The 15635-nt window shown below is 40.5% G+C and carries 17 protein-coding genes and 1 other annotated feature; of the genes, 15 read left to right on the forward strand and 2 right to left on the reverse strand.

Going from position 1 to position 15635, the window contains the following annotated elements; translation table 11 throughout:
• Window positions 1-536: 536 nt before the first annotated feature.
• The 11 genes from spoIIGA to ileS all read left to right on the forward strand — a co-directional run bounded on the left by spoIIGA (window position 537) and on the right by ileS (window position 10659).
• A complete protein-coding gene (gene spoIIGA, locus ACIQXN_RS14275; RefSeq protein ID WP_402967624.1) occupies window positions 537-1463 on the forward strand; it encodes a sigma-E processing peptidase SpoIIGA in 927 nt (308 codons plus the stop codon).
• A 57-nt stretch (window positions 1464-1520) separates the two neighbouring features.
• Complete coding sequence (sigE, locus tag ACIQXN_RS14280) at window positions 1521-2240, forward strand: RNA polymerase sporulation sigma factor SigE (RefSeq protein WP_402967627.1); 720 nt, start codon at window positions 1521-1523, stop codon at window positions 2238-2240.
• Between the two features lie 49 nt (window positions 2241-2289).
• Complete coding sequence (sigG, locus tag ACIQXN_RS14285) at window positions 2290-3171, forward strand: RNA polymerase sporulation sigma factor SigG (RefSeq protein ID WP_402967989.1); 882 nt, start codon at window positions 2290-2292, stop codon at window positions 3169-3171.
• Window positions 3172-3382: 211 nt separating this feature from the next.
• Window positions 3383-3652 carry a YlmC/YmxH family sporulation protein gene (locus ACIQXN_RS14290; RefSeq protein WP_402967629.1) on the forward strand — a complete coding sequence of 90 codons (270 nt, stop codon included), beginning with the start codon at window positions 3383-3385 and terminating at the stop codon, window positions 3650-3652.
• A gap of 57 nt (window positions 3653-3709) precedes the next feature.
• Window positions 3710-4543, forward strand: coding sequence for a peptidoglycan editing factor PgeF (gene pgeF, locus ACIQXN_RS14295; RefSeq protein ID WP_402967632.1), 834 nt, complete (start codon window positions 3710-3712; stop codon window positions 4541-4543).
• Entirely contained in the window at window positions 4540-5217 is a 678-nt protein-coding gene (locus tag ACIQXN_RS14300) for a YggS family pyridoxal phosphate-dependent enzyme (RefSeq protein ID WP_402967635.1), read from the forward strand. The genes pgeF and ACIQXN_RS14300 overlap by 4 nt, the downstream gene beginning before the upstream one ends.
• Window positions 5218-5230: 13 nt before the next feature.
• Window positions 5231-5698, forward strand: a complete 468-nt coding sequence (locus tag ACIQXN_RS14305; protein WP_402967638.1) for a cell division protein SepF — start codon at window positions 5231-5233, stop codon at window positions 5696-5698.
• A gap of 6 nt (window positions 5699-5704) precedes the next feature.
• A complete protein-coding gene (locus ACIQXN_RS14310; RefSeq protein WP_402967640.1) occupies window positions 5705-5971 on the forward strand; it encodes a YggT family protein in 267 nt (88 codons plus the stop codon).
• A 148-nt stretch (window positions 5972-6119) separates the two neighbouring features.
• Window positions 6120-6893, forward strand: a complete 774-nt coding sequence (locus ACIQXN_RS14315) for a YlmH family RNA-binding protein (RefSeq protein ID WP_402967643.1) — start codon at window positions 6120-6122, stop codon at window positions 6891-6893.
• A gap of 85 nt (window positions 6894-6978) precedes the next feature.
• Window positions 6979-7494 carry a DivIVA domain-containing protein gene (locus ACIQXN_RS14320; RefSeq protein WP_402967646.1) on the forward strand — a complete coding sequence of 172 codons (516 nt, stop codon included), beginning with the start codon at window positions 6979-6981 and terminating at the stop codon, window positions 7492-7494.
• Window positions 7495-7556: 62 nt separating this feature from the next.
• Window positions 7557-7804: a binding site (T-box leader), on the forward strand.
• Between the two features lie 86 nt (window positions 7805-7890).
• Window positions 7891-10659, forward strand: coding sequence for an isoleucine--tRNA ligase (ileS, locus tag ACIQXN_RS14325; protein ID WP_402967649.1), 2769 nt, complete (start codon window positions 7891-7893; stop codon window positions 10657-10659).
• A gap of 284 nt (window positions 10660-10943) precedes the next feature.
• Here the strand turns inward: ileS and ACIQXN_RS14330 are convergent, their stop codons facing one another.
• Entirely contained in the window at window positions 10944-11198 is a 255-nt protein-coding gene (locus ACIQXN_RS14330) for a hypothetical protein (RefSeq protein WP_402967651.1), read from the reverse strand.
• The gene (locus ACIQXN_RS14335; protein WP_402967654.1) at window positions 11191-11559 is read right to left on the reverse strand and encodes a hypothetical protein; all 369 of its coding nucleotides are present in this window, start codon (window positions 11557-11559) and stop codon (window positions 11191-11193) included. Before ACIQXN_RS14335 ends, ACIQXN_RS14330 begins: the two co-directional genes overlap by 8 nt.
• A gap of 484 nt (window positions 11560-12043) precedes the next feature.
• Between ACIQXN_RS14335 and lspA the strand changes: the two genes are divergently transcribed.
• The 4 genes from lspA (at window position 12044) to ACIQXN_RS14355 (ending at window position 15635) form a co-directional block, all read left to right on the forward strand.
• Entirely contained in the window at window positions 12044-12514 is a 471-nt protein-coding gene (gene lspA / locus ACIQXN_RS14340) for a signal peptidase II (RefSeq protein ID WP_402967657.1), read from the forward strand.
• On the forward strand, window positions 12507-13424 hold the full coding sequence (locus tag ACIQXN_RS14345; RefSeq protein ID WP_402967660.1) for an RluA family pseudouridine synthase: 918 nt from the start codon (window positions 12507-12509) through the stop codon (window positions 13422-13424). The genes lspA and ACIQXN_RS14345 overlap by 8 nt, the downstream gene beginning before the upstream one ends.
• 194 nt (window positions 13425-13618) lie before the next feature.
• Window positions 13619-14161 (forward strand): bifunctional pyr operon transcriptional regulator/uracil phosphoribosyltransferase PyrR, encoded by a 543-nt coding sequence (gene pyrR / locus ACIQXN_RS14350; RefSeq protein WP_402967663.1) that lies wholly within the window; start codon window positions 13619-13621, stop codon window positions 14159-14161.
• Between the two features lie 184 nt (window positions 14162-14345).
• Window positions 14346-15635 (forward strand): solute carrier family 23 protein, encoded by a 1290-nt coding sequence (locus ACIQXN_RS14355; RefSeq protein ID WP_402967666.1) that lies wholly within the window; start codon window positions 14346-14348, stop codon window positions 15633-15635.

Raw genomic sequence — 15635 nt, forward strand, 5'->3', positions numbered from 1 at the left:
AAAACTACGTCAGACTTAAACTGAACCGCCGTATACCGAACGGTACGTACGGTGGTGTGAGAGGTCGGAGGCTAGGCGCCTCCTCCTACTCGATTCCTAATCGGAAAATATGGAAATATCCTTCACAAGCAGAGTACTCGTATAGGCTTCTATGGACCTAAGAGGTACTATACAAAGGTTTGAATCATTGGCTATATTCTATACTCATATAAATCATGGAAAGAACACAGCTATGAGCGGAAAGGGTAAAGTTGTCTACCTCCATCTGTTCTAAAAGATTAATGGATAAATGCGTGAATAATAAAGATGACAGAATAAATTCATCTTCTTCAAACCAAATATCGACACTTTAAATGAGGGAGCGGTCCTATTCCAAAGCCGTCTTGAAAAAATCAATAGCTGTTTTTCAACAAAAAGGCTAAAAATGACTGAAAAACTCTTAAGTTTCCTTTGCAAAAAGTGACACACTTTCTACTATCAGGTACGTTATACTTTTTGCTAGTGGAAGGTTAGATTCTAAAAGGAGGGGTGAGTGTTTGACCTTATATTTAGATGTGATTTGGTTGTTGAATTGGTTATTTGACTGCCTCCTCTTATATTGGACCGCAATCATTCTCAAACGGCGGGTCGCCCTTTGGCGGGTTTGTGCCGGCGGGCTGATAGGTTCTCTAATCATCGTATTGTCATTTACCCCTTTTTACGCAATGGCTGACCAATTTTATATGAAAATCGCATTTTCTCTTTTTATGGTCCTGGCCACCTTTGGGTTCATCAGATTCAACCTTTTCCTGAAGTCATTAGCCACTTTATACTTTGTCACGTTTTTATCAGGTGGGATCCTCCTTGGACTTCACTATCTATTCGAATATCAAATCGTTTCCAAAAACCCTGGTCAATATGCCGGAATCAATCGTTTTGGTGACCCCGTCAGCTGGATTTTTGTGATGGTTGGCTTCCCGCTTGCCTGGCAATTTTCCAAGCGTACTCTAGAAGGAATGGAGATGACAAAACTAAAGCATGAGCAACTGGTGTCAGTCACGGTAAGAGTATCAGAGTTTGAAGGGACTTTTCAGGGGCTTGTGGACAGTGGGAATCAATTATATGATCCAATAACCCGTTCGCCTGTTATGATCATTTCACTTTCTGGAGAGGAAGCTGGAATCCCTGCGGATATGGTTGAATTGTTCAAGAATCCTGACATCCTGGTCCGGCAGGAAGAACAGCCTGAATATACATGGACGGGCCGTATGCGCGTAATACCATATAAAGTGGTGGGGCATGAACATCAATTGCTAACGGCCATCAAGCCGGACTTCATTAAAATCTCCCAAGGGGAAAATGAGTATCAAGTCAAGCAGGGCCTTGTGTCGTTTACTTTTCAACAACTTTCTGCAGACAATAGCTATCAATCTATCGTCCATCCAAAAATGTTAACCGGGATTCCGGTGAAAACTGCCTCATAACATATTGCTCTTTCAAATTGGCTCCACAATTCGTCTATTTTAGAAGGGAGAATTATTTTGAAGAAACTTATTCTTCGGCTCACCTATTTTTGGTACAAACTCTTGTTCAAGCTCGGATTGAAGACGGACGAAATATTTTATATAGGAGGAAGTGAGGCGCTCCCGCCCCCACTTTCAAAAGAAGAAGAGGCAATATTGATCAATAAGTTACCAAAGGGTGATGAAGCTGCACGCTCTATCTTAATCGAGAGGAATCTAAGGCTTGTCGTCTATATTGCAAGGAAATTTGAGAATACGGGAATCAATATCGAAGATCTAATTAGCATTGGGACCATTGGCTTGATTAAGGCAGTCAATACATTTAATCCTGAGAAAAAAATTAAACTGGCTACATATGCCTCGAGATGTATCGAGAATGAAATATTAATGTATTTGAGGAGAAACAATAAAATTCGTTCAGAAGTGTCTTTTGATGAACCTTTGAATATCGATTGGGATGGAAACGAACTTCTCCTTTCCGATGTTCTTGGCACGGATGATGACATCATTACAAAGGATCTTGAGGCGAATGTGGACCGGAAATTATTAACCAAAGCATTGACGCAGCTCTCTGATCGCGAAAAGCAGATTATGGAACTTCGATTCGGACTAGCTGGCGGAGAAGAAAAAACGCAAAAGGATGTTGCGGATATGCTTGGAATTTCCCAATCTTATATTTCACGGTTGGAAAAAAGGATTATTAAAAGGCTAAGAAAAGAATTTAATAAAATGGTGTAAAAAATAAGTTCGGTGAAAAGCTTTTGAAATCGTGCTTTCTCGTACTTTGATGAAGAGTGTTTTCGATTTTATTGAAAATACCGCATGCATATTTTTTTCTCCCGCGGAAATACTGTTTTTTGTACAGCACTCCTGTGAGGAGGGAAGAATTTTGTCTCGTAATAAGGTTGAAATCTGCGGTGTGGATACATCGAAATTACCGGTTTTGAAAAATGATGAAATGAGAAAACTCTTTAAAGAATTGCAAGGTGGCGAGCTTTCAGCAAGAGAAAAACTGGTAAACGGGAATCTTCGACTCGTTTTAAGCGTGATTCAACGCTTTAACAATCGGGGAGAATATGTAGATGATCTATTTCAGGTAGGCTGTATAGGGTTGATGAAATCGATAGATAATTTTGATTTGGGCCAGAATGTTAAGTTTTCAACGTATGCTGTACCAATGATTATTGGAGAAATCAGAAGGTATCTTCGTGATAATAATCCAATACGTGTTTCCCGTTCTTTAAGAGACATTGCTTATAAAGCATTGCAGGTTAAGGAAAAGTTGATAAGCCAGACTCTACGTGAACCCACAGCGGAAGAAATCGCCAAAGTGCTAGGGTTGCCACACGAAGAAATTGTTTTCGCGCTAGATGCAATACAAGATCCAGTATCACTTTTCGAACCGATTTATAATGATGGTGGAGACCCGATTTATGTACTCGACCAATTAAGTGATGAGAAGAATAAAGATAGTACCTGGATTGATGAGATAGCCATAAACGAAGGAATGAGAAGGTTGAATGACCGTGAGAAAATGATCCTTCGTAAGCGTTTTTTCCAAGGAAAGACCCAAATGGAGGTAGCCGATGAAATCGGTATTTCACAAGCGCAGGTCTCACGATTGGAAAAGGCCGCAATCAAACAAATGAATAAAAATATCCAACAGTAAAAGCTGAGTACGAGTAAAGGTTGATTGAAGCGGGTGAGGAGGAATTTCTTGCCCGCCACCAATCGGCAAACTACCGTAGCGGCTTTTTTAGTATGTGTAAGACCAACGAAAGAGTACCTTTATTTCCTGATTCTTTCATTCTTACGTGAATCATGTCATATACATGAAAGTAGGTTTTTATCTGGAGAAAGATCATGAGGAGCTGAATGGCGTGACTAGAATTTCCGAATTTCAAATTAAGGATATCGTCAATATAGCTGATGGGAAGAAATTGGGGAATATGACGGATTTAGAAATCAACACGGGAACGGGAAAAATTGAAGCGATTATTGTTTCGAACGGTACTAGATTAATGGGTTTTTTCGGAAGGGAGCAAGATATCGTCATTCCTTGGCAAAAAATTAAAAAAATTGGGGCGGATGTCATCCTTGTTGAACATCAGACGGTATTTCAAACAGAACTGAAAGATGAACGGTTATAAGGGGTACTAGAAGCAAATATATGATACACTAAACTAAAAATAAAGAGGTATGAATGCATGAAAGAACCATTTGTTTTAGTTGAAGACCAATATTTGCTTGTTGATAGCTGGAGGCAACATAATCTCCAGCTTGTCGCGGGCTTTTCCACGAAAAATGGGGGAGTCAGTTCTGGCTCTTATAAAACTTTGAATACCGGATTCCATGTTGGGGATAAGGTGGAGGATGTACAGGAAAACCGCCGAATTCTGGCAGACAAGCTCTCTTTTCCTCTGGATCATTGGGTAGGGGCCGAGCAGACCCATGAAACGAATATCCAGCAAGTGACGCCTCTAGATTGTGGGAAAGGCGCTGCCGATTACCCTTCTAGCTTCAAAGCAACAGACGGGTTTTATACAAAGGATAAAAATGTCTTGTTAACCCTTTGTTATGCAGATTGTGTACCTCTATACTTTATGGCTCCTGCACATGGAATCGTAGGGGTGGCACATGCTGGTTGGAAGGGAACGGTCCATGGTATAGCGCGGAAAATGGTAGAGGCATGGAAGCGTGAAGGGGTAAAACCGTCGGAAATTTTTTCCATAATCGGACCATCCATTTGTCCAGACTGCTATGTTGTAGATGATAAAGTCATAGATTTAGTGCGAAATTTGCTGGAAGAAAATGACGAGAAGCCCTATAATTTAATTAGTGAAGGGCAATATCAACTAGATCTTAAGCGCCTTAATGCAATGATCATGGAGAAATCCGGGATTCCAAAGGATCAGATTGCTGTAACTTCATATTGTACAAGCTGTCATGATGATTTATTTTTTTCACATCGTCGTGATAACGGGGAAACTGGTAGATTGCTGAGCTTTATTGGTTGGAAGGGGGATCTTGGGAAGCAATGAAAGTAGCGGAAAATCTAAAGAACATCGAAGAAAAGATAAATGAAGCCTGCAAGAATAGTGGCAGGCATCGTGAAGATATTAAATTAATCGGCGTTACAAAATATGTTTCCATCGAGAGAGCACAAGAGGCATTGGAAGCGGGTGTCACTGATTTAGGTGAAAATCGTGATCAAGGCTTATTAGATAAATACGAAGTGTTGAAGGATGTACCGAACTGGCACTATATCGGCTCCATGCAGACACGTAAAGTTAAGAATGTCATTGACAAAATTTCCTATATTCATTCACTAGATCGTGTATCTTTGGCGGAAGAAATACAAAAACGTTCAAAGCAGCCGATAAACTGTTTAGTTCAGGTTAATGTTTCGGGTGAAGAGTCTAAACATGGCTTGGATCCAGAAGGGACGCTTGACTTCATTAAGGAGCTAGCGGGATTTGATAAGGTGAAGGTTGCGGGCTTAATGACAATGGCACCCTTTACGGATGACGAACAAGTACTCCGAGGTTGCTTCCGTAAATTAAAAAAACTCCAAGTGGAAATTCAAAAAGCGGAATTGTCTCATGCTCCATGCAAGGAATTGTCCATGGGAATGTCTAATGATTTTATGGTTGCCATCGAGGAAGGATCTACCATGATTCGGATTGGTACTGCACTAGTTGGCGAAGAATTATAAGGAGGTACGTAAAATGTCATTCGTATCAAAATTCAAATCCTATTTCGCGCTGGATGATGAGTATGAATATAAGGAAGAAGTGGTGGAAGAAGAAGAGATGGAACGTAAATCCGCAAAGCCTGCTAAACAGCAGCCACAACCTGCGACAACAGGAAATAACTCAAATCAAAATATAGTAAGTTTGCAAAGCGTGCAGAAATCTTCTAAAGTAGTATTATTGGAGCCTCGTGCTTATGCAGAAGCTCAGGATGTCGCCGACCATTTGAAAAACCGTCGTGCAGTCGTTGTGAATCTTCAGCGAATCCCACATGATCAAGGAAAGCGGATTATCGACTTTTTAAGTGGAACTGTTTATGCAATCAGTGGGGATATTCAAAAAATCGGTACAGATATATTCTTGTGTACTCCGGATAACGTCGATGTTTCCGGTAATATTACCGGTTTTGAAGTCGATAAGGAGTATGAAGAAACGAGGTGGTAATTGTTAATGGCTCTTTTGCTTCAAGGATTATATTATTTAGTTGAAATTTATTCAATGGCATTAATCGTTTACATATTAATGTCGTGGTTCCCTAATGCACGGGAAACATCAATCGGTCAATTCCTGGTAAAGATTTGCGAGCCCTACTTAGAACCGTTCAGAAAATTCATCCCGCCACTTGGCATGATCGATATTTCGCCGCTTGTGGCCTTGTTGGTGCTTAATTTTGCGAAGAATTATGGGATTTATTATCTGCAAACCCTATTCGTATGATTTGAAGTTCATATTCGGTCGTGCAATAATGATTCTGCTGGGACCTACACAGCTGGGTGGATTCTTGGCTGTGTAGTAGTAACGAAGGTGTATGGTTATTATCTTATGTACAACCATTCATCCAAATGTAAGGAGCATGTATACAAACATGAGTATTTATCAACATTTCAGGCCGGAGGAAAAGGAATTCATCGACCAGGCAATGAATTGGATTGACCAGGTCAGAGATTCATACGCGCCTAAACTTTCTGATTTTCTGGACCCGCGTCAGCAGGAAATCCTTACTTCCCTAATGGGAAGCAATCAGGATGTGTTGCTGAGATTTAATGGCGGGAGTGATTTCGTTGAACGCAGGCGAGCCCTCATTTACCCTGATTACTACTCTCCTGAACCATCTGATTTCAATATCTCCTTATACGATATCTCTTATCCAAAAAAATTTGTTACACTTGAACATAGGCAAATACTTGGAACCTTGATGTCACTGGGGGTAAAACGTGAAAAATTTGGTGATATTATAGTGACAGAGGAGCAAATCCAATTAATCGCAGCAGGGGAAATGGATTCATATCTCACTGGGAACCTAGATAAAATAGGCAGTGCTTCCGTAACAATTAAAAAGATTCCACTCGAGGACGTCCTTATGGTGAAGGAAAGCTGGGACGAGCAGGTCACCACTGTCAGTTCATTAAGGCTTGATAGTGTACTTTCTGCCGTTCTGAATATTTCCCGACAAAAAGCCCAGACCTTGATTTCTTCAGGCAAAACTAAGGTGAATTTCAAGCAAACGGAAAACGTTTCAGAAGAATGCCGTGAGGGAGATACTCTTTCCATCAGAGGTTTTGGCCGATGTAAAATCACTTCAATAGATGGGAAAACCAAAAAGGATAAGTGGAGAATCTCATTAGGTAGGCAAAAATAAATTAGTTGCTAGCAGGATTCATATATTTTTTGTCGAATATAGAGTTTTAATGTAAAAGAGTAGAAATTGTTCTGGAGGTGCCACAATGCCCTTAACCCCGATAGATATACATAACAAAGAATTTAGTAAAGTATTTCGAGGGTATGATGAAGATGAGGTCAACGAATTTCTTGACCAAGTCATTAAAGATTATGAATTGATTCTAAGAGAAAAGAAAGAAATGGAAGAAAAGCTGAACGAAACATTTGATCGTTTAGGACATTTCACTACTATTGAGGGCACGCTTAATAAGTCCATCATTGTCGCGCAGGAAGCGGCAGAGGAATTAAAACGGAATGCCCAAAAAGAAGCCAAATTGATTATCAAGGAAGCAGAGAAGAATGCCGACCGGATTGTCAACGAGTCGCTTGTGAAAGCTAGGAAAATAGCGATGGATATAGAAGATTTGAAAAAGCAATCGAAGGTATTCCGAACACGTTTTAAAATGCTTGTCGGAGCACAGCTCGATTTGTTGGATAACGACGACTGGGATCATCTACTTGAATATGAAGTGGATGCATCTGAAATAGAGTTAAACAATGGTATAGAAGAGGAAAATTAAACGTTTCCTTGACTTCAAGCCCTTTTTTCGCATATAATTTTTTAACAATACTATTATGATGACATTAGACGATGACAGGGACAGTAAATTCCTCATATTCTTATTTGTAGCGAGCCGGGGATGGTGTAAGCCCGGAATAGGAGAAGGAATGGAACATCACCCTTGAGTTCTGAATTGAACCTGCGTATGCAGTAAGTAAACGATGCGTTTCATTCACGTTACGAATGCTCGAGAGGAAAGGGTTCAGCGTTTTATTGAATCTTTCTAACCAGGGTGGTACCGCGGGAAGCAAAGCTTTCTCGTCCCTTTTTCAGGGATGAGAAGGCTTTTTATTTTGCCTGGATAACGGGTCATCGAATCGAATGAAGTCATGTAGATGGATGGAGGAATTTTATTATGGAATATAAAGATACTTTATTAATGCCTAAAACAGAATTTCCAATGCGGGGAAACCTGCCGAAACGTGAGCCTGAAATTCAGGAAAAGTGGAAAGAGATGAACATCTATAAAAAAGTGCAAGAACATACAGAAGGACGTCCTTTATTCATCTTGCATGATGGCCCTCCATATGCAAACGGTGATATCCATATGGGTCATGCGTTGAATAAAGTTTTAAAAGATTTCATTGTCCGTTTTAAATCTATGAACGGATTCCATGCTCCATATGTACCGGGTTGGGATACACACGGATTGCCAATTGAAACAGCTTTGACTAAAAAAGGCGTAAACCGTAAAGAAATGAGCATTGCTGAATTCAGAAAGCTTTGCGAAGAATACGCGTATGTACAGGTCAATAATCAACGTGAGCAGTTCAAACGAATTGGTGTACGTGGCGATTGGGATAATCCTTATATCACGCTTAAACCTGAATATGAAGCACAACAAATCAAGGTTTTCGGAGAAATGGCGAAAAAAGGCTATATCTATAAAGGGAAAAAACCTGTTTATTGGTCTCCATCAAGTGAATCGGCTCTTGCTGAAGCAGAGATTGAATACCAAGATAAACGTTCTGCATCAATCTATGTTGCTTTTGAAGTGACAGATGGTAAAGGTTTCATTGATGAAGGTGTAAAAATCATCATTTGGACGACAACTCCTTGGACGATTCCGGCCAACCTTGGAATCTCGCTACATCCACAATTAAATTACGTGGTCGTTGCCGTTGAAAATGAAAAATATTTAGTGGCAGAAGCTCTATTGGATTCTGTTAAAGAAACGCTTGGATGGGAAAACCCGACTATCGTGAAAACGGTAAAAGGTAGTGAGCTGGATCGTGCTGTTGCAAAACATCCGTTATATGATCGAGAATCACTAGTGATGTTAGGGGAGCATGTAACGACTGAAGCGGGAACTGGTTGTGTTCATACGGCTCCAGGTCACGGGGAAGATGACTTTATCATCGGTCAGAAATATGGCTTGGATGTACTTTGCCCGGTAGATGAAAAAGGTGTCATGACTGAAGAAGCAGGGGAATTTGCTGGATTATTCTATGATAAAGCAAATAAAGCCATTTCCGAAAAATTAACTGAAGTGGGAGCATTATTGAATCTGACGTTCATCACACATTCTTTCCCACATGACTGGCGGACGAAGAAACCGACGATTTTCCGTGCAACTGCACAGTGGTTCGCTTCCATCAAGGACTTCCGCGAGGACTTGCTGAAAGCGATTGAAGAAACGAAATGGGTGCCGGCATGGGGTGAAACACGCCTATTCAATATGGTCCGTGACCGTGGAGATTGGTGTATCTCCCGTCAACGTGCATGGGGCGTTCCAATTCCTGTATTTTATGCAGAAAATGGCGAGCCGATCATTACGGATGAAACAATCAACCATATTTCAGAATTATTCCGTGAACACGGTTCAAATATTTGGTTTGAACAAGATGCAAAAGATCTTTTACCAGAAGGCTTTACACATGAAGGAAGCCCTAATGGTATTTTCACCAAAGAAACGGATATCATGGATGTATGGTTCGACTCAGGTTCTTCCCATCAAGCGGTTCTTGAGGAGAGAGATGAACTTCAACGTCCTGCTGATCTTTATCTGGAAGGTTCCGACCAATACCGCGGCTGGTTCAATTCATCGCTATCAACAGGTGTAGCTGTGACGGGTAAAGCACCATATAAAGGCGTCCTTAGCCACGGTTTCGCCTTAGACGGTGAAGGCCGTAAGATGAGTAAATCAATTGGTAACGTGGTACTTCCATCTAAAGTCATGAACCAGCTAGGTGCTGATATTTTACGTCTTTGGGTTGCTTCTGTCGATTACCAATCTGACGTACGTGTTTCAGATCCAATCTTAAAACAAGTTTCTGAAGTATATCGTAAAATTCGTAATACGTTCCGCTTCCTACTGGGTAACTTGGATGGCTTTAATCCAGAAACGGATAAAGTGGCGGTAGAAGATTTACGTGAAGTCGATCAATATATGCTGGTTAGATTGAATAAGCTAATCACTCAATCAAAACAAGGCTATGAAAACTATGAATTTGCTACCATTTATAATATGGTCAACAATTTCTGTACGCAGGATTTAAGCTCCTTCTATCTTGATTATGCGAAAGACATTCTGTATTGTGAAGCACCAAACGGCAAAGATCGTTTAGCTATCCAAACAGTTCTTTACGAGTCATTAATCAGTTTAACAAAATTAGTCTCACCGATTCTTTCTCATACAGCGGATGAAGTATGGACGTTCATTCCGGGTGTAACGGAAGAGAGTGTGCAGTTGACATTGATGCCTGAAGAAATTTCAGTGGATAATGCACAAGCGATCGAGGAAAAATGGACGGCATTCATGCATGTTCGTGATAATGTCCTGAAAGCATTAGAAGAAGCACGTAACCAAAAAGTAATCGGGAAATCTTTGAACGCGAAAGTGACCGTGTATGTAAATGAAGAGACAAAGAACCTTCTTGATAGTATCGAGGAGAGCTTTGAACAGCTATTCATCGTTTCCGAATTTGAAATCGCGGGCGATGTGGCTAGTGCCCCGACGGAAGCAATCAAACTTGAGGAAATGGCAATCCTGGTAACAAAAGCAGGTGGCGAAACGTGTGAACGTTGTTGGAATGTTTCAAAAGATGTAGGTCAAGTGGAAGAACATCCGGCACTTTGCCCACGCTGTGCAACTGTCGTGAAAGAGCATTATACGATTCAGTAAACTTAGGAGGGGGGCTGTCTAATAAGTCCCTAAAATAAGACAGGTGGAGAAAAAAGAAACGTTTTTCTCCACCTGTTTTTCTATTTTTATCATGTTTCATTGAAAGTGGATGGCTCAAGCCAGCTATCTTCAGTACATTATGCAGTTTTGAGTTAGTTTTTTTCTTGTAGCTCCGCCTCTAATTTTTTTTTTGCATAATTTTCATAAAAAAAGGGGTTGTCCAAAAATTCTATAAAATAAAGTCGGAAATTCAGACTCAATTCAAATTAAAGATAGTATTACAATTAAAGAAAAAACTTGCCAGCAGCCACTAATGCTCCTACTTGAGCAGATACTTTTAAGAAATCGACAAAAAAACTATTCCAACCTACGCCTTTTTTTACTGATTTTTCTATTGCATCTAACTGTTTTTGAATCAATTCTAACTTATATAATATGGTCTCTTTTTGAATTGTTAGAGATATAATTTCTTTATCTTTTTCATCTATTCTTTTTTCTAATTTAACTATATTTTTATTTAATTCTTCTAAATTACTCATGATCTTTCACTTCTCTTAAACCCCACAAGGCTAAGAGAGATATCGCAAAATAAACTCCTACGCCTGTACTCAGAGGCTGCTTTGATAAAATAAATCCTGCTGCCATTGTTCCGTATAAAAATGTTGCAAACATCAAAGCTACCTTATGAATAAACGATTTTTCCCATAATAATCCTAATAAATGAAACAGTAAACTTAATAAAAAAACACTTACCCATTGATTTTGATTACCGACTTTTTGAAACGTATAGAACAGTTCTGGACGGTCTTGAAATAATCTTTCATTTAGGAAAAGAACTATTGACCACCAACCTGTAATTACGATTAAAAAAAAATCGATAAAACGTTTATTGTTGTGCATAAAACTCCTCTTTTCAAATATTTGCTCATTATAATTTATGTATTAATGACGAAACTTGTCACACTTTTTTAAATACTCAATGTTTAATTCTGATTAGAAGTATAAAAGGTAAAATTATAAACTATTGTTTTAGTTTATAAGAGCTAAAAGGAAAAAAAGGTCACATTTAATTAATGGCCTTGTATGTAAAGAAGGGGCTGTCTAATAAGTCCTTTTTCTAGTAAATAACTAAAGAGGCAGAAATGTTATAAAATCAATATTTCTGCCTCTCTCTATTTATTCAATTTCGACTTAATTCCTTCTTTTGGGACAGTCCCTTTTTTTAAATCGACAGAAGTCGAAATCCGCATCCGGCATGGATAAGCACGAGGGGGATTTCACTGGAGCCACGGAAAAGTTGGCCTTTTACTTTTCGTATTAGTCATTATTTCTAGTTTATGCTACAATTCAAAAGTGAAGATTTGATTAGTTTGGGGGAAAAAATGTGTTTTATTACTTAATTGCCCTTTTGGTCATAGCTTTCGATCAGCTGACAAAATGGATGATTGTGAAAAAAATGGAGTACGGAGAAAGCATTGAAATTATTGAAAACCTTCTATATATTACCTCGCATCGTAACCGTGGGGCAGCATGGGGAATTCTACAAGGTCAAATGTGGTTTTTCTACATCATCACCATCGCTGTCATTATTGGAGTCGTCTATTATATACAGAAAATGGCGAAAACAAGCCGTTTACTTGGAGTTTCCCTAGGGCTTATGCTCGGTGGGGCGATAGGAAACTTCATTGACCGTATTGTTCGCCAGGAAGTAGTCGACTTTGTCCATACCTATATTTTCAGCTATAGTTTCCCAGTATTTAATATTGCCGATGCCGCGCTTTCGATTGGTGTCGTGCTGCTCGTGATTCATATGTTTTTAGAAGAAAAAAACGCTAAGGAGAAAGATAATGGATAAAAAGATTTACAGCATCGATGAAACACTAAAAGGTACAAGGATTGACAAGGCTCTATCGACTTTAAACGAGGAATGGTCACGCACTCAAGTGGCGCAATGGATCAAGGATGATCATGTCTTGGTGAATGGGACCGCCATTAAATCGAATTATAAATGTAGTATAGGAGACGAGATCGAAGTCATGATTCCAGAACTTGTGGAATTGGATGCAGTCGCCGAAGAAATGAATCTGGATATCTATTACGAAGATGAAGACGTCCTTGTTGTCAATAAGCCGAGTGGAATGGTAGTTCACCCAGCACCGGGGCATGTAACTGGTACGCTTGTTAATGGGTTGATGGCCCACTGTAAGGACCTTTCAGGAATCAATGGCGTTATGCGACCAGGAATCGTCCATCGTATCGATAAGGATACATCAGGGTTATTGATGGTTGCGAAAAATGACATGGCCCACGAAAAACTTGTCCAACAACTTGTTGATAAAACGGTGACCCGTAAGTATCAAGCGGTGGTCCATGGTGTGATTCCACATGATTTCGGAACGGTAGATGCCCCGATAGGCCGGGATAAAAAAGATCGCCAAAGCATGACGGTGACGGACTCCAATTCTAAAAACGCGGTTACCCATTTCCGCGTGGTGGAACGTTTCACTGCCTTTACATTAGTGGAGTGTCAGCTTGAAACAGGACGGACCCATCAAATTCGTGTTCATATGAAATATATTGGATTCCCCCTTGCAGGAGATCCTAAATATGGTCCTAAAAAGACGTTGAAATTAGATGGACAAGCGCTTCACGCAGGTCTTCTTGGTTTCATCCATCCACGGACGAATGAATATATGGAATTTGAAGCGCCAGCTCCTGAAGAATTCACGGAACTCATCGAACAATTACGCAGAAGTAGTAATTGACAAGACAAACTTTATGAGATAGTATGATACTAACTTAAATGAGAACCTTTAACACAGTCCAGAGAGACTGAGAAGGAAACGGATAGGCAAAGGGTTTATTGTACCCTTTTGCGAAAAAATCCCCACACCTTCTTGGTGTGGGGATTTTTTGTTGAAGGAGAACTCACAGTTCAAAAGAAATTGAGGCGGTCCACATGAATGAGAAAGCAATAGTGCTCGATGAAAAGGCCATCAGCAGAGCCTTGACGAGAATTGCCCATGAGATTATCGAAAAAAATAAAGGAATTGAGGATTGTGTATTAATCGGGATTAGGACCCGAGGAATCTTCCTGGCTGACCGACTTGCCAAGCGAATCAGTCAAATTGAAAGTAAAGAAATTCAATTAGGCGAATTAGATATAACGCTTTATCGTGATGATTTATCGACAAAGACGAACGACGGCGAACCAGTTGTAAAAGGATCGGACATTCCGGTTCCGATAACGGATAAGAAAATTATCTTAGTGGATGATGTACTATTCACAGGAAGAACGGTTAGGGCGGCAATGGACGCATTGGTGGACATGGGAAGACCTTCACAAATCCAACTTGCTGTCTTGGTGGATAGAGGCCATAGGGAACTTCCGATTCGTGCTGATTACGTCGGGAAAAACATTCCCACATCTCAATCCGAGAAGATTACGGTCACCTTGACGGAAGTGGACGATCTCGATCAGGTCACCATTTTAGCGAAATAAAAAAGACAATAAAATATTGCCCTTTTAAAACGGTCCAGAGAGGCCGGCAAAGGGAGTGAATCAGGACGGGAACCTAAGCCTATATTGGATAGAGCATGCCCTTTCTGAGAAACCCTCTTTGTTTATACTGCAAAGAGGTTTTTTTTGTATCTTAGTAGCAAATGTTCATAGGGGGAAAAGGGAAATGGAAGACAAAAGAAAAGACATCATCCTCGATGTGGAAGATGTACCAAGGTTTGGTCAATGGATCACATTAAGCATCCAGCACCTGTTTGCGATGTTTGGATCCACGGTGTTAGTCCCATTCCTAGTCGGATTAAGCCCAGCAGTGGCATTGGTTTCCAGTGGCTTAGGAACGTTATCGTACTTATTCATTACGAGAGGTCGAATACCTGCTTATCTTGGTTCATCGTTCGCTTTCATAGCTCCAATTATTGCGGCCAAGTCGCTTGGTGGACCGGAAGCGGCTATGATCGGTTGTTTTGCAGCAGGACTCATATATGGGATAGTGGCATTGGTCATTCATAAGGTCGGTTTACACTGGCTGATGGTTTTATTGCCTCCGGTCGTTGTAGGCCCAGTCATCATAGTAATTGGGCTGAGTCTTGCCGGGACAGCCGTGGAGATGGCCATGTACGATCCGCAGGACAATTACAGCGTAACCTATATCATCATAGCGCTCATCACTTTAGCCGCTACGATCGTCTGTAACATATTCTTTAAAGGATTCCTAAACTTAATTCCTATATTGATGGGAATTATAGTCGGTTACCTTTGCTCGGCAGTAGCGGGAATTATCGATTATCGACCAATTGAATCAGCAAAGTGGTGGGAAATGCCGGAATTCATGATACCCGGCATAACTTATACCCCGACTTTTTCTTGGGAAGTCATTGCCATCATGATACCCGTCGCCATCGTTACTCTTTCTGAACATATCGGACACCAGATGGTATTAAGTAAAGTGGTGGGCAGAAACTTTTTGGAAAAGCCGGGTTTGCACCGATCCATCCTGGGTGACGGAGCAGGCATCATGATCGGTTCCCTCATCGGGGGACCACCACTTACATCGTATGGGGAGAATATAGGAGTCTTGACGATGACGAAGGCATTTAGCGTTTATATCATCGGTGGCGCCGCTTTGACAGCTATGATCTTTGGCTTCAATGGGAAGATTTCAGCGGTCATCGGTTCCATACCAACGGCCGTCATGGGCGGGATTTCAATCCTTCTCTTCGGTATCATCGCTTCAAGCGGTTTAAGGATGTTGATTGAAAATAAAGTGGATTTTGATAAAAAACGTAATTTGATGATTGCTTCGGTCATCCTCGTAATAGGGATTGGTGGAGCGTTCGTACAATTATCCGCAAATGTATCTTTATCCGGAATGGCGCTATCAGCAATAGTGGGGATTTTACTTAACTTGGTATTGCCGGACAGAGAAAAAGTGACCGAAGACATCTTTGAAAAATAA

Source organism: Peribacillus sp. NPDC097295 (genome assembly GCF_044761665.1).
Lineage (GTDB): Bacteria > Bacillota > Bacilli > Bacillales > DSM-1321 > Peribacillus.